General features: G+C 54.1%; 14 protein-coding genes. 4 read left to right on the forward strand and 10 right to left on the reverse strand.

Annotated features, from left to right (window positions below; genetic code table 11):
* The first annotated feature begins 15 nt into the window (after positions 1–15).
* From FHI25_RS00740 to FHI25_RS00750, 3 genes are all read left to right on the forward strand, one after another.
* On the forward strand, positions 16–1077 hold the full coding sequence (locus FHI25_RS00740; RefSeq protein WP_174713873.1) for a TRAP transporter substrate-binding protein: 1062 nt from the start codon (positions 16–18) through the stop codon (positions 1075–1077).
* Between the two features lie 110 nt (positions 1078–1187).
* On the forward strand, positions 1188–1772 hold the full coding sequence (locus FHI25_RS00745; protein WP_008889658.1) for a TRAP transporter small permease subunit: 585 nt from the start codon (positions 1188–1190) through the stop codon (positions 1770–1772).
* A gap of 21 nt (positions 1773–1793) precedes the next feature.
* Positions 1794–3185 carry a TRAP transporter large permease subunit gene (locus FHI25_RS00750; protein WP_210514124.1) on the forward strand — a complete coding sequence of 464 codons (1392 nt, stop codon included), beginning with the start codon at positions 1794–1796 and terminating at the stop codon, positions 3183–3185.
* A 144-nt stretch (positions 3186–3329) separates the two neighbouring features.
* On the opposite strand, the gene FHI25_RS00755 is transcribed toward FHI25_RS00750, so the two are convergent.
* Positions 3330–4466, reverse strand: coding sequence for a DUF2336 domain-containing protein (locus FHI25_RS00755; RefSeq protein WP_008889656.1), 1137 nt, complete (start codon positions 4464–4466; stop codon positions 3330–3332).
* Between the two features lie 473 nt (positions 4467–4939).
* Here FHI25_RS00755 and FHI25_RS00760 point away from each other — a divergent pair, with 473 nt between their 5' ends.
* Positions 4940–5338, forward strand: a complete 399-nt coding sequence (locus tag FHI25_RS00760) for a c-type cytochrome (protein ID WP_064789388.1) — start codon at positions 4940–4942, stop codon at positions 5336–5338.
* A gap of 127 nt (positions 5339–5465) precedes the next feature.
* Here the strand turns inward: FHI25_RS00760 and FHI25_RS00765 are convergent, their stop codons facing one another.
* From FHI25_RS00765 to FHI25_RS00805, 9 genes are all read right to left on the reverse strand, one after another.
* Positions 5466–6233, reverse strand: a complete 768-nt coding sequence (locus FHI25_RS00765) for a hypothetical protein (protein WP_349237941.1) — start codon at positions 6231–6233, stop codon at positions 5466–5468.
* Positions 6234–6341: 108 nt separating this feature from the next.
* Positions 6342–7208, reverse strand: coding sequence for an SUMF1/EgtB/PvdO family nonheme iron enzyme (locus tag FHI25_RS00770; protein ID WP_210514126.1), 867 nt, complete (start codon positions 7206–7208; stop codon positions 6342–6344).
* A 208-nt stretch (positions 7209–7416) separates the two neighbouring features.
* Positions 7417–7902, reverse strand: coding sequence for a hypothetical protein (locus tag FHI25_RS00775; protein ID WP_210514128.1), 486 nt, complete (start codon positions 7900–7902; stop codon positions 7417–7419).
* Between the two features lie 39 nt (positions 7903–7941).
* The gene (locus FHI25_RS00780; RefSeq protein ID WP_063088881.1) at positions 7942–8370 is read right to left on the reverse strand and encodes a universal stress protein; all 429 of its coding nucleotides are present in this window, start codon (positions 8368–8370) and stop codon (positions 7942–7944) included.
* A 14-nt stretch (positions 8371–8384) separates the two neighbouring features.
* On the reverse strand, positions 8385–10988 hold the full coding sequence (locus tag FHI25_RS00785) for a TRAP transporter permease (protein ID WP_210514130.1): 2604 nt from the start codon (positions 10986–10988) through the stop codon (positions 8385–8387).
* A 198-nt stretch (positions 10989–11186) separates the two neighbouring features.
* Positions 11187–12164, reverse strand: coding sequence for a TAXI family TRAP transporter solute-binding subunit (locus FHI25_RS00790; protein ID WP_008889649.1), 978 nt, complete (start codon positions 12162–12164; stop codon positions 11187–11189).
* A 206-nt stretch (positions 12165–12370) separates the two neighbouring features.
* Positions 12371–13201 carry a 3-keto-5-aminohexanoate cleavage protein gene (locus FHI25_RS00795; protein WP_210514132.1) on the reverse strand — a complete coding sequence of 277 codons (831 nt, stop codon included), beginning with the start codon at positions 13199–13201 and terminating at the stop codon, positions 12371–12373.
* Positions 13201–14589, reverse strand: coding sequence for an aspartate aminotransferase family protein (locus FHI25_RS00800; RefSeq protein ID WP_210514134.1), 1389 nt, complete (start codon positions 14587–14589; stop codon positions 13201–13203). Before FHI25_RS00800 ends, FHI25_RS00795 begins: the two co-directional genes overlap by 1 nt.
* Positions 14590–14611: 22 nt before the next feature.
* On the reverse strand, positions 14612–15487 hold the full coding sequence (locus FHI25_RS00805) for a MurR/RpiR family transcriptional regulator (RefSeq protein ID WP_210514136.1): 876 nt from the start codon (positions 15485–15487) through the stop codon (positions 14612–14614).
* Positions 15488–15564 lie beyond the last annotated feature (77 nt).

Consider the following 15564-nt stretch of genomic DNA (forward strand, 5'->3'; position numbering starts at 1 on the left):
TAGGGAGGAAGACGAATGACTTTTTCTAAAATGCTTAAATCCGCAACTTGTGCGGCCGTTCTTGCTGCGGTCGCGGTTGCGGCAGTACCTTCTGATGCGGATGCCCAGGATCGCGTTCGCTGGAAAATGGGCTCGACCTATCCGGGCAGCCTGACCCAGCTTGGTACGCTTGGCAAACGCGTCGACGAGAAGATCGACCAAGTTTCTGGCGGCAATATCAACATCAAATTCTATGAGCCGGGCGCACTTGTGCCGGCACTGGAAGTTTTCGATGCGGTTTCGACCGGCTCGATTGATGCGGCCTTCTCCACCCCGGGTTACTGGGCAGGTAAGGTTCCGGCCCTTCAGCTTTTCGGTGCCGTTCCGTTCGGCCCGCAGGCAGGTGAATATCTGGCATGGGTCAAGTTTGGCGGTGGCCAGGAAATCTTTGACAAGCTTTATGCCGAACATGGCATCAAATCGCTGTTCTGCGGCCTGATCGCACCGGAAGCATCGGGTTGGTTCTCCAAGGAGATCAATTCGCCGGAAGACCTTAAGGGTCTGAAAATGCGCTTCTTCGGTCTTGGCGCGAAAGTGATGGAAAAACTTGGTGTTTCCACCCAGCTTCTGGCCGGTGGCGACATCTATCCGGCACTTGAACTTGGCACGATTGACGCGACCGAGTTCTCCATGCCGGCGATTGACTTGAAACTCGGCTTCCACCAGGTCGCGAAGTACTACTACTTCCCGGGTTGGCATCAGCAGTCGACCCTGTTCGATCTGATGATGAACAAGGAAAAATGGGATGCGCTTTCCGATACCCAGCGTGCCCAGATCGAGTCCGTCTGTAACGACAACCTTGCATATGGCTTTGCAGAAGGTGAAGCGATCCAGTTCGACGCCCTGAAAGAACTTCAGGAAAAAGGCGTGAACATCAAGAAATGGTCGCCGGAAATGCTTGATGCCATGCGTGGTGCCTGGGAAGAAGTCGCAGCCGAACTTTCAGCTGAAGATGCGAACTTCAAAATGGCTTACGAAAGCCTCCAGAGCTTCCGCGAAAACTACAAGATCTGGAAAGACATCGGTTATCTCGATTAATCCAACAGGTCTGAACGACTGTTAAGTCAGTCGACAAAAACAAGTCTCGGCAAGGCCGGGTGCTCCGTGCCCCGGCCTTGACCGCGATAAGAAGACCCGGGAGACCTTCTATGGAAGCGCTACTGAAATTTAGTGACATCATCGATGCCATCGTGACCCGTGTGGGAAAGTGGGCAAGCCTGCTTGCGATACCATTGATGATCGTCATCCTGTACGACGTGATCCAGCGTAAATTTGGCGGTCAGGGATCCATCAAGCTCCAGGAGCTTGAATGGCACCTGCATACCGGCCTGTTTATGTTGTGTTTCGGCTTCGCCTATATCCGCGATGCACATGTTCGTATCGAACTTATCCGCGACAACCTTCGCCCCCGTACCCGCGCGATTGTCGAGATGATCGGCGGCATCATTTGCGTGCTGCCATTCTGTGCTTTGGTGCTGTATTTCGGGTTTGATTTTGTTGCCCGTTCCTTTGAAAGCGGCGAAGTATCGGCTTCAACAACGGGTCTGACCCATCGCTGGATCATCAAATCAACCATTCCCATCGGCTTTGGCCTTCTCGCCATGGCGGGGCTTTCGATCTTCCTGAAATGCTTCGTCTATGTCTTTGGCCCGACCAACCTGCACAAGCGCGCAGGCTATTACGTCGGGACCCACCATCTTGAAGAACTTGGCACTGCCAAGATCAAAGACTGAGCGGAACGGGGATAATTCCAAATGGATAACTTCTATATCGAAGACTGGTTTCCGCTGTTCATGTTTGCCTCGCTCGGCATTCTTGTCTTCACGGGACTTCCGGTTGCTTTCGTCATTTCCGGCATCGGGATCGGCTTTGGCTTCCTGGGCATGGCCTATGACGTTTTCTCGTTTATTGAATTTTTCAATATCGTTTCACGTATCTGGGGCGGCATTTCCGAAAACATGGTGATGGTTGCCGTGCCGATGTTCATTTACATGGGCACGATGCTTGAAAAAAGTGGTGTTGCAGAAGACCTTCTGGAATGCCTCAACATGCTGCTGCGTAAAGTGCCGGGCGGTCTCGCCCTTTCGGTGACACTGATGGGCACCATCATGGCGGCGACCACCGGTATTATTGGCGCATCGGTTGTCATGATGACCTTGCTCGCCCTGCCGGTGATGATGCGTCGTAACTATGACCCGTCACTGGCCACCGGGACTATTGCGGCATCGGGTACGTTGGGTATTCTGATCCCGCCATCAATTATGCTGGTTCTGATGTCCGACCTTCTGTCGGTATCGGTTGGTAACCTGTTCCTGGCGGCGATCCTTCCGGGTTTGATCCTGGCGGGTCTTTATACCGTCTACATCTTTGTGCGTTGCCAGTTAAATCCGTCGCTTGCCCCGCCGCTTCCAGAAGGCGAAGCGATCCATGGCAAGGATCTGGCGATGATGGTGGTGCGCAGTTTCGTGCCGCCAGTGTTCCTGATCGTTCTGGTTCTGGGCTCGATCTTTGCCGGTTTCGCCACCCCGACCGAGGCCGCAGGCGTTGGTGCGGTTGGCGCGACCTTCCTTGCACTGGTCAAGGGGCGCCTGAAATGGCCGGTCCTTAAGGATGTTTGTGAACGTTCGGCACTGACCGGCGCGATGCTGTTCTTCCTGTTTGCCGGTGCGACGGTGTTTTCCTATGTGTTCCGTTCGCTGGGCGGTGATGACTTGGTGATTGACCTTGTCGAAGGTGCAGGTTTGGGGCCATGGGGCATCTTGCTTTTGCTGATGCTGATCGTCTTTATCCTTGGCTTCTTCTTTGACTGGGTCGAGATCACCCTGATTGTGCTGCCGATCTTTGCACCGGTCATCGCCCAGCTTGATTTTGGGCATCACCTTGACATCGGCGGCCTTGAAGCCACCGAGGCACAGGTACTGACCTGGTTTGCGGTCCTTGTGGCGGTGAACCTGCAAACAAGCTTCTTAACGCCACCGTTTGGGTTTGCCCTATTCTATCTCAAGGGTGTGGCGCCGAAATCCATCACCATCCAGCAGATCTACAAAGGCATCATTCCCTTCGTACTTCTGCAGGTTCTGGGTCTTATCCTCGTGATGTACTTCCCGGAACTGGCACTTTGGATGCCCAATACGCTGCTTGAATAGCGTGGCGTTTGGATAGTAAGTGACAAAGGGCGCTGTCGGCATGGCAGCGCCCTTTTTGTTTGGGCAACGACGGTCCAAAGGAAAACCGCCCGGATTACATATCGGGCGGTTTTGAATTCAAGATCATCGTGCTGACAGGCGAAATCAGTGATGCAAGGCCCGTTCACCCGGAAGCTGCAACATACGGCCCATCAGATAATCGACGTCATCTGAATCAAACTCGACACCAAGATCACCATACTGGGTCAGGACCCGTTCGATCATCCGGCGGGAATAGCGTTCCTTGTCATGTTCTTCACCGTCAAAGGAAGTCTCGCGGGCAACTTCAATCGCCGCACGAACACCGGGGAAGAAATGTTCTGGCATGCCGGCCTTGTTATAGATCGCTTCAAGACCGAACGGACCACTGTCATGAATAAGAATACGGGTATTGATCAACGAGACACCGGCACGTTTCGCCAAGGCGGCCTCGAAGAAGGATACATCGCCCATGCAAAGTGCACGCAGGATCAGACCGCTTGTCAGACGCTTGTTGTTATAAAGATGTTCGACAAGCAGTTCGACATCGCGTTCCTCAACCCCATCACCAAGAAGCCCGATGGTCGCGCTTTCCTGTGACTGGGTCATCACGGCGTTAACGATCCCTTCCGGGATGTGACCGCGTGAAATCAGTTGCGACCGCATCCGTTCGGACACCAGCGTCACCATGCGTTCAGCAATCGTGATCGGCAGATGATTGCGTTCGATCATCGGTTTCTGGATGCGTTCATTGTCGCCGAAATCATCAACGACCTTTTGCAGGGAAACTTCGCTGATTTCGGCACCCTGGTTTGACATCAGGTCGACCATCACGTCTTCATGGCCGATATCGACCAGCGTTGCCGAAACGACTTCGGACACATATGACCGCGAGGCGATCGCACGCTGCTTTTCGACACTGTCGGCATTGTCACCGATGATGTCGACAAGGTCGTCGTCATTGAGAACTTCGGAAAATTCAAGAACCGGAAGCGCGACCTCGTCCACATCGCGGGCCAGCGTCGCGGCAACGTCGTGCGGCACCAAAGGCGTCTGGGCAAGGTTTTTGGCAAGAGCCTTGCGCACGCGGACTTCCGCGTCACGGATCATCAGACGGAAAATATCTTCGGCCAAAACACGTTCGCTGTCAGTCAGGGTCTCGGTCGTGAATTCACGACTGATCTTGTCGGCCGTGTCCGCGCGATTTTCCCCTGACGGGTCCTGAACCAGCTTGCTCAGATCTTCTTTGGTGATACGTGGCAATAGATATCTCCTGGCACGCTTCTCATATGGCTGCCAAATTTCTGCGCAACATTATACTTCTGGCAGGAATTCGACAAACATATTTTCCATAGTTGGGGCACAAGGTCCTGATTTTCAACCATCCTGTTGATCAATTGTCGAACCGGGATATTCCCGGTCTCTGATGGATTTCATCAAACCTTCTGCCACAATGGCAAAAACACACTATTTCAGTCTTAAGCCTTACACCAGCAATCAGAAGCATCTGAAATCTGGCAAATTTCGACAGCTCAGTCCAAAAATTGACTAAACTCAAATTTTTCACCATCACACTATGATAGATCTGGTTACCAGTTTTTGAAGATCAAGCGATCTTGTACTTGTTCGACGCATAACAATATCCCGCGTTGACCTTGCGTTTACCCACAGATGCGCCAGAAAGTGGTGCATTGTCCCGATCACCGGGAACATCGAACTAAGAGAGAGGCTCAATAATGACGTTTTCGCGCAAACTGGTTCTCGTTGCCAGCTCCATCGCCTTCCTGTCTGCCGCCCCTGCGATTGCTGGTGATGCGGAAAAAGGTGAAAAACTTTTCAAGCGCTGTGCTGCTTGCCACAGCCTTGAAGCTGGTGTGAACAAGGTCGGCCCAAGCCTTGCGGGTTCGTTCGGTCGTGAATGCGGCACGGTTGAAGGTTTCAAATACGGCAAGGGTTATCTTGCAGCCTGCGAAAAAGGCTTTGTTGCTGACGAAGCGTTCCTGACCGATTACCTCAAGGATCCGTCTGCGAAACTGAGCGAAATCGCAGGTTCCAAGGAACGTTCCAAAATGGCGTTCAAACTCAACAAAGATGAAGATGTTGCCGACATCATCGAGTTCCTGAAAGCTCAGTAACACTTTCACGATCTCGCAATACGAAATGGCCGGAGCAACATGCCCCGGCCATTTTTGTGATTTGCACTCTGTTTACAATCTCTGGCAATGAGTCCTGGATATTCCAGATACCTGTTGCGCAAGCGTGCTATGCCGCCTCGCGCCGACGCAGAAGTTCTTCGCCGACCGAACGCATCTGCTCCACCGTTGCGACATCCAGGGTCGCGGTAACTTCAAGATCACGATCTTCATAGACGTCACGGTCAGGGTGTTTTTGCGCCCAGTCGGCCACCGCCTGATCGCGTTCGCGGATCAGCTGTTCAATCTGTGGCCGGAAAAGCACCATCATGCCCGACACCCAACGGTTGACCGGCCAGGACGGCTGGGCATGGTCGATGACAAAACCATCAAGCATGCCGATGACGTCTTCGGCGTCATACCAGACTTCACCGGTAACCCAACGGTTGGTGGTAAACAATCGCTGGCAAAAGCCAAACTCATCCATCGAAAACGCGATCAGGTGCGAAAGTGCGTCGTTCGGCCCCTCGGGATAGGCGAAACCGTCGATCTGTTTGGGTTTGCAGCCATCGGGCATGCCGCGCGGACGCATGAAGGTATGGAAATGTCCGTGCTCGTCCCAGTCCCGACGTTCTTCCTTGGGATGGGCATGATAATAGAACTGCGCATGTGACTGGCGATCATAGACATCGCCTTCGGGGTAGTGGTTCCATTCATAGAACGTCCCCGACCCCTTGATCAGTTCACCGACGATGTTATCGCCCGTCGCAGTCAAAACGCGGTGACATTCCATAACATCGCGTCCCGCGGCCAACATCTTTTCAAGCTGATCTGTCGGGATAGACGCCAAATCGAGTTTGTCTTCAGTCATTTCTTTACCAACATCGTTGCGATCCACCCTTTATTCCTGTTGCACAGAATAAGGCGGTTTGCGACCGATCACGCCAATAAACCCCTTTCAACAGTTAGTGATTTGATGGCGCTTTGCAACAATCGCCTCGGGCGATCAGTGATCGCGCATCACCCGAAAACCAATCAGGATGTGCTTGAGATATTCCGGGCGGGCGTGACGGGCTGCCGGGCGACAAACCCCGCACCCGCGATCATCCCATGATCCGCCCTTAACTGTCCGATAGCCCGGTTGGGAAGATGAAGACGTCCATTCAAACACCTGCCCGACACCGTCAAGCACACCATATGGCCCGGCTTCGAACTGGCCGACAGGCATGGTATCAAACGGTCCGCTATCGGCACTGTTCAGGCGGCTTGCATCGAAAATATTTCCCCAAGGGTAAAACGTACCATCCGGGCCGCGCGTCGCCTTTTCCCAATAAAGCTCGTCGGGCAAGTGCCAGCTTTCACCCGTCTTTTCGCTCAGCCAGCGGGTATAGGCGTTGGCATCCTGCCACGACACCAGAACGACCGGATGATTGCCACGCCCGCGCGGGGGACGACCATCATTCCAAAGGAACGGCACGATGGTGTCATAGTTATAAATCAGCCCCTGACGTTCCCAGTCTTCCTGACTGATCGTTGGTGCGGGATGGCCGGTTTCTTCGACAAAAACCGCATACTGGTCATTGGTTACCGGCGTTTTGCCGATATCATAACCCAAAAGATGGACGCGCCATTTATCGGCTTCGAGATCATACCAACGGTTACGGCGGCTGATATCGTGGCCATAGACCTGCTCGTCAATCTGATAGGCATATTGCCGTTCGATTGAATCAGATCCCTGCCAGAACCAGCCAGACGGAATGTCGATCGTCTCGGGGATTCCATTACCTGCCGCCTCTGCGTTTCCCGCAAGGCCAACAACGCACGCAACAGCGCAGAACTTCCAGATTTCTGCGATACGATCCCCGACTATCATACAAACTTCCGTCCTGATGGGCGGTGCGGCTCACGCTTTATTCAAACGAAACCCCAACTTATGCCCCCTTTATAACTGACCCCAAGATGCTGAACTTTTGCCGCACTTTCAATCGGTTTGACAGTTTTCAACCGGTATTTGTGACATGCATTTTATCTAATGGGCTTCTAATCAGTTGTAGGCAAACACCTTTTTGAACACGACGGTCTCACACAACAGTGAAACCATGTGACGCCGCTTCGGTGAAGAATTGGATCATAGTGCGCTTACCGATGGGCGACGGAACGCCCCGGATTGAACTTACCGGATCTTCAGAGAGGCACGACATGACCAAGAAATCCATGACTTTCGCACAAAAGGCACTCATCCCGGCGATGGCAATAGGCACCAGCCTTGCCATGGCAACACCGATGGCGATGGCGGCCCCGCTTCCGGCACCGACCGCCGAAGTGGCAAGTTGCGCACCCTGCAGCCCATGTGCAGCCAATCCTTGCGCCGCAAACCCGTGTGCTGCGAACCCGTGTGCCGCCAAAAAAGTGGTTAACCCGTGCAGCCCGTGTGCGGCAAACCCGTGCGCAGCTAATCCATGTGCTGCGAAAAACCCGTGCGCGGCCAATCCGTGCGCAGCTAACCCTTGCGCCGCAAAGTAAATACCTGATCCGTCCCAACAGCAACGGGGGCGATGCATCTGCATCGCCCCCGTTTTCTATTCAAGCAGAAAGGCCGTCAAACCCTACTCGCGAACGACCATCACCGAGCAATCGGCATGGCGCACAACGCGCGCAGCATTCGGCCCCAGAAGATAATCCTTCAGTTCCGGGCGGTGGGAGCCGATCACGATCAGGTCGCAATTGGTTTTCTTCGCGATCTGAAGGATGACCTCGTAAACCGTTCCCTGGCCCACGATGTGCTGCACCTTGATGTCTGACGGAATATGTTCAGCCACAAATTGGTGGAGACGTTCGTTATAGGCTTCAAGAACCTTGGTTTCGTAGCCCTTCGGGAAGAATTGACCAACCATCGACATTCCAACCGTGGGCACCACGGTCAGAACATGCAGGCGCGCACCAAAGCTTTGCGCCTGCTTGATCGCAACCGGTACGGCCTTCTTCCAGGAAGACTCATGATCAAGATCTACTGTGACCAGAATATCCTTGTACATGTTCAATCTCCCAGTCAGGCCGTACCAAGCGCGTCTTCACTGCGCTTGCGTCGGCGTTGAAGAACAATGATCCCACCCAGCAACAGGAAGGCCGGGATAAAGAAGACTTCCTTGGCCGGACGATCAGCCTCGACCTTTACCGCGGTGATTTCAAAGTCGAAATCAAGCCCGGCTTTCTCGGCCGGACCGGCAAAGACCAGATCGTCGATATAGATACGACCATCTTCATTCCGGATACCGATACCGGCGTGATAAAGGCGATCCTCACCCGCACCTGCCGGACCAAGCGGCAGCATCACGGATTTGGAAACCTCATCCCCTTCGATGCTGATGCCTTCGACATCCAGAAGGATGTTGGATTCAGGCGGCATGTTGGCGGCATCTTCGACAATGGTTGTCGCCGGAAGGTTTTCGTAAGGCGGCGCAATCATGTCGAGCCAAAAACCCGGACGGAACAAGGTGAACGCGATCAACAGCAGTGCCGCACTTTCCCACAGCTTGGACCGGGCAAAGAAATACCCCTGCGTCGCTGCGGCAAAGACCAGCATGGCGATTGTCGAAACAATGATCACCATCACCACATCCAGCGGATGATCCAGACCGATCATCAGAAGTTGCGTGTTGAACAGGAACAGGAACGGCAGGACGGCTGTGCGCATTGAATAGAAGAATGCCACCACCCCGGTCTTCATCGGATCAGCCCCCGATACGGCGGCAGCAGCAAAGGATGCCAAACCGACCGGCGGGGTCACATCGGCCATGATGCCGAAATAGAAGACAAACAGGTGAACCGCGATTAACGGCACGATCAGTCCGTTTGCCGCGCCAAGTTCGACAATCACCGGTGCCATCAGGCTGGAAACCACGATGTAGTTTGCCGTGGTCGGAAGCCCCATGCCAAGGATCAGGCTGATCACGGCGGTAAAGATCAGGATCAGCATCAAATTGCCGCCCGAAATCAGTTCGACGAATTCAACCATCACCTGACCGATACCGGTCAGTGACACCGTGCCAACGATGATACCGGCGGCGGCCGTTGCCACACCAATGCCGATCATGTTGCGGGCACCGGTGGCAAAACCGTCAATCACGTCGATCAAGCCAAGCTTAAGGTCGTTGGAAACATTGCGGCTTTTGCGGAAGATGCCCTTGGCAGCATGCTGGGTCAGCATGATGAAGATCATCAGAACCGTCGCCCAGAAGGCCGACAGCCCCGGTGATTTCAATTCAATCATCAGGAACCAGACCAGAACCACAACCGGCAGCAGATAATGCAAACCAGCCTTGGCGGTTTCACCCAAAGCCGGCAATTCGACCACCGGCTGGTTGGGATCATCCATTTCAAGATCGGGATATCTTGCCGCGTAATAAAGCCCTGCCAGATAAATCGCAGCACACTCGAGTGCGACAATCCAACCAACGGCATCACCAAATAGCTGCTTCTGGAAGACAATGGCGTAGTAAACCAGCCCCGAAAGCACGACGAGTGACAGCACGAACAGAAGCGATCTGATCAGCGTTTGACCAAGGGTCGAGGTCACCCGTTTCGGCAGGCCCTTCATGTTCGCCTTAAGTGCCTCAAGGTGAACAATGTAAATCAGTGCGATATAGGAAATCGTTGCGGGCAGGAAGGCATGCTTGATGACTTCCGGGTACGGAATGCCGACATATTCCACCATCAGGAAGGCCGCAGCCCCCATCACAGGCGGCATGATCTGACCATTGACCGAGGATGCGACTTCCACCGCACCGGCCTTCTCACCCGAGAAACCAACGCGCTTCATTAGCGGAATGGTAAAGGTACCGGTCGTCACAACGTTGGCAATCGAGGACCCTGAAATAAGGCCGGTCATCGCCGATGACAAAACAGCGGCCTTTGCCGGGCCACCACGCATGTGACCAAGGGCGGCAAATGCAACCTTGATGAAATAGTTGCCGGCACCCGCCTTATCGAGAAGCGATCCAAACAGCACAAACAGGAACACAAAGCTGGTTGATACGCCAAGCGCGATACCAAACACGCCCTCGGTGGTGATCCACTGATGCGACATCGCCTTGGAGAAGCTCGCCCCGCTCCATTGCAGAACATCTGGCACCCACGGTGCATTGCCAAAGAAGACATACGCCAGGAACACCATCGCAACGATCATCAAGGGCGGGCCAAGTGCGCGACGGGTTGCTTCAAGCAACATGACAAGGCCAACACCAGCTGCAACAAGATCCGCCGTAATCGGCAGCCCCGGACGATCCGAAAGTTCGCGATAGAATATGTAAATGTAAGCCGCACAAAACGCACCAACCGCAGCCAGAACCCAATCGACGATCGGAATGTAGCTACGTGGGGAATTCTTGAAGGCCGGATAGGCCATAAAGGCCAGGAAAATAGCAAATGCGAGATGGATCGACCGCGCCTCGGTCGAGTTCAAAACGCCGAAATTAAAGATAAATGGCAATGGCGAGGCCAGCCAAAGCTGGAACAGTGACCATGCAACGGCAAGCCACAACAATATCTTCGCCGTCAAACCACTTGGCTGACGGGCCCCTGTATCATTTTCCGCAATCAGGTCCTGCAGCCCCTGATCGACGGACACATTTTTCGTATTCTTGTCGTCAGTCATCACAAACTCCCGGTCACTACGAAAGCCATTTGAACTGGGGGTCCAGAAACAAAAAGCCTCCGTCGACACACACCCGGTCCCCCACGGAGTACTCCAACACCTAAATGACGGTGTTCATTTTATTCAATTTTTGTGAGCAAACCCGTCGGGCGCAAAAGAAAAACGGAGGGCGAAAAACGCCCTCCGTCCCAAGCCCGATTACATCAGGCCAGCTTCTTTGTAGTACTGAGCTGCGCCGTCATGCAGCGGAGCCGACAGGCCGTCCTTGATCATTTCTTCTTTTTTCAGGACTTCAAATGCCGGATGCAGCTTTTTGAAGTCGTCGAAGTTTTCAAAGACTGCTTTGACAACGTTGTAGACGATGTCGGCATCGGTGTTGGTCGAGGACACAAAGGTCGCACCGACACCAAAGGTCACAACATCATCCGGGTTACCACGATACATGCCGCCCGGGATGGTGGCTGCACGGTAGTACGGGTTGTCAGCGATCAGCTTTTCAATTTCCGGGCCAGCAACTTCAACCAGAACCGAATCACAGGCAGTGGTTGCTTCCTGGATCGAACCGGACGGGTGACCAACGGTGTAGATCATAGCGTCGATCTTGTTGTCGCAAAGCGCCTGGGACTGCTCAGCCGGCTTCAGTTCGGATGCCAGCGAGAAGTCATCAAGGGTCCAGCCTTTGGCAGCAAGAACGATGTCCATGGTGCCGCGCTGACCGGAACCCGGGTTACCGATGTTCACGCGCTTGCCTTTGAGGTCGTCAAAGGTCTTGATGCCGGCATCTGCACGGGCAACAACGGTGAACGGCTCCGGATGGACGGAGAATACAGCGCGCAGGTCTTCGAACGGACCCTGGTCTTCGAATTTCGAAGTCCCGTTATAGGCATGGTACTGCCAGTCAGACTGGGCAACACCCATGTCCAGCTCGCCGGTACGAATGGTGTTGATGTTGTAAACCGAACCACCCGTGGATTCGACCGAGCAACGAATGCCGTGCTCTTTGCGATCCTTGTTGACCAGACGGCAGATCGCGCCACCGGTCGGATAGTACACACCAGTCACACCACCGGTACCGATGGTGATGAAACGGTTTTCCTGTGCCGAGGCCTGACCGGCAAACAGCGAGGCGCCAGCAATCGCAGCGACTGCACCCGCTACAGCGATAAGTTTTTTCATTAGGATTCGCTCCCTTTTTACACCCTGTTATCAGGCATTCAAATGTTCGACATCGAACAACTGAATCAAACGGAAACATCAGAGAAATCAGATGTTTCGACGATGGGGATTATAGTGTCCGACTTGGCGGAATAAAACCCTATAACCCCGAAACCTCCTGACGAAATTCAGTATTTGTGCGTATTGTCCGGTTGTTTTTGCACCTCCTACCACATGGGTTGCATAATCTGGCGGGCCTGTTCACCTGTCGCGATCTTCCGCCCCATCAGGATCGAACCATCATGTGCCTGGGCAATAAGATCAGCATTGTTCGAAGCAGGCGATCCGTCAACCCTAAGGTGATTATTTTCAAATCCGATACGCGCATGACCACCCAGTCCAGCACCCGTCAGAATGCAGGCATTTTCATATGCCCCGAAAGCACACAACATCCATTCCGAGACATACGGGCTGGATCCTATAAATGGCAAAAGATCAGAAGGCTGAGACACCTGACCAGCGGTGTAACGGCCTAGCACGAACAGAACCGGGAACTTGTCACCAGGCAGAACACCAATTTCAACGAGCTGATTGAACCGCGCGACATCATCAGGCGCATAAAGGATCAGCTGCGGCGAGATCTTTGCCTCGCGCATAAATTCGAAAAACGATTTCAGCGCATTGAGGTCCGCATCGACGGGTGCAATTTCACGCACAGCGATTGATACCGCTTCTGGCAGCAGGTTTCTGATCAGTTCCATCTGCTGCTGGGCGGTATAGATGCCAACCGCCTCGGTCGTGACTTGCAACAGCATATCGTCACCAACCGATGATCTGACCTCGTTCAGCATTTCCCGATAACGACCAACATCAAGGCTGTGCTTCTGATCCTCATCGCGAACATGCAGATGCATCATCGATGCACCGGCGGCCTTGCATTCCAAAGCCGTCCTTGCGACTTCGGCTGGCGTGATCGGAATGTTTGGCAAATCGGCCTTTGTTTTGCGCGCACCATTGGGGGCGGAGGCAATCAGAAACGGTTTGTCGCCATATCCCATCACGCCAATCCCTCGGCCTTAAAGACATCATCAAGCGCACCTGCAAACATATCGACGATCTTGGCGACATCGTTTTCATCAATGATGAAGGCCGGGGCAAACAACACATGGTCACCGCGAACGCCATCAATAGTACCGCCCATCGGATAGGCCATCAGTCCGCGTGCAAAGGCCGCCTTCTTGATCTTGGCATTGATTTTAAGGATAGGATCGAACGGGTCCTTGGTTTCACGATCTGCGACAAGCTCCACCCCGCGAAACAGGCCACGTCCGCGGATATCACCAACAAACGGGTGCTGGCCCAGTTTTGCCTCAAGTGCCGCGACAAGGTTTTCCCCCTGTTTGACGACATTGGCCAAAAGGTTGCGTTCCTTGATGGCGCGTTGGGTCGCAAGTGCAGCCGCACAGGCGGTTGCATGCCCCTGATAGGTGTGACCGTGCTGGAAGAAACCCGATCCATTGGCAATGGCATCGTTGATTTTCTTTGACACAAGCACGGCACCAATCGGCTGGTAACCTGCCCCAAGCCCCTTGGCGATGGTTTGCAGATCGCCAGAAATGCCTTCCTGCTCAATCGCATGCAGGGTGCCGGTGCGGCCCATGCCGCACATGACTTCATCAAGGATCAACAACACACCATATTGATCGCAAATTTCGCGCACGCGCTTGAAGTAACCCGGCACTGGGGCAAGCGCACCCGCCGTTGCCCCGACAACCGGCTCGGCCACGAATGCCGCAACGCTTTCCGCCCCAAGCTCAAGGATCGCGGTTTCCAGTTCGTTGGCAACGCGAAGGCCATAGGCCTCTGGCGTTTCATCGTCACGCTGGTCACGATACTGATAAACAGGTGCGATGTGACTTGCGGTGATCAGAAGCGGTTCAAACTGTTTGCGCCGCCACATATTGCCACCAACCGACAACGCGCCAAGGGTATTGCCGTGATAGGATTGGCGACGGGCGATGACGTATTTACGGTCCGGCTGGCCGATTTCGAGAAAGTACTGGCGCGCCATTTTAAGGGCTGCTTCGGTGGCCTCTGACCCGCCGGAAACAAAATAGACTTTGTCGATGCCGTCGGGCGCCGATGCGACCAGTTCATCGGCCAGTTCTTCCATCGCATCGGATGAAAAGAACCCGGAATGGGCATAGGCAATCTGATCAATCTGCGCATGCATGGCAGCACGGACATCCGGATCGGAATGACCAAGGCATGACACGGCTGCCCCTCCGCAGGCATCAAGATAACTCTTCCCGTTCTGGTCAAAAATATAGATCCCCTCCCCCCTGACGGCGCGCGGCGGGGTGGATGTGCTCGTGCGGTGCAGAACACGAGTTCCGGCATTCGGGGCCGGCACAGAAGATCGGGCAGAGTTTGACGCATTGGTCATGATCGGGCGTTCCGTAAAGTGCCTAGTCTTCGAGATATGTGTCAAAGACAGCGAGTTGTTCTTCTGCAGCGGCAATCCGTTGCAGGGCCTTGGGGCCGCCCCGCGCGACCAGCAGGGCAACAAGGGCCTGCATCACGGAAAGGGCGGCGGTAAAACTTTGGAAAAACGACTGCGAGGTGTCGCGCACCACAAGTTTGCAATGCGCATCCATCGCAATCGGTGAAACATCAGAGTCTGTTACTGCGATGACCGGGCAATGCTGGGACCGGGCAAACTCAACCGCACGCACCGTATCGCGGATATAGGGTTTTGCCCCGACAGCAATCATGATGTCACGTCGCCCAATGCCACGCAGTTCATCGCCAAAAGTACCGGAATGGCCATCGACCAGGACGCCATTGTCGCAAAACAGCCGATAGGCATAGGCAAACTGGAACGCGGCCGGATATGCCGCCCCCCGCCCGACGATGAACACCTGACGGGCATTTTCAATCGCCTCGCAGGTCGCAATCATGCGTGACACAAGATCCGGCGAGTAAGCGTCGCTGATATTGTCGATTTCGGTGCGGCAAATGCTTTCAAGAAGATGCTGGTCCCGGTCGACATCATTGTCGGTCTTTTGCGTTTCGCGCGCGCGGCGGGTGTAGCTTGCGGGCTGATCAAGCAACCGGCTTTGATAATGATCCCGGAAGTCCTGCCAGGTCTCGACGCCAATCGCAGTCATCAGACGAGTGACCGTACTTGGCGGCACATTTGCTGCACGGGCCAGTGCCCGCATGGAACGCAAGGCGACATCATTTGGATGATCCAGGATATAACGCGCAGCCTTTTGCATTTGCGGACTAAGCTTTGCGTAGTCCGAAATCAGCTTTTCACGCAGATCAGTTTGCAAACCCATCACCCGGATATCCATGCCCTGTCAGGAAGACCAAGATTACGCCACAGGCAGCAGCGACACACAACACATGTTTCAAA

Origin of the sequence: Thalassospira sp. ER-Se-21-Dark, assembly GCF_017922435.1 — a bacterium.
Taxonomy (GTDB): Bacteria; Pseudomonadota; Alphaproteobacteria; order Rhodospirillales; family Thalassospiraceae; genus Thalassospira.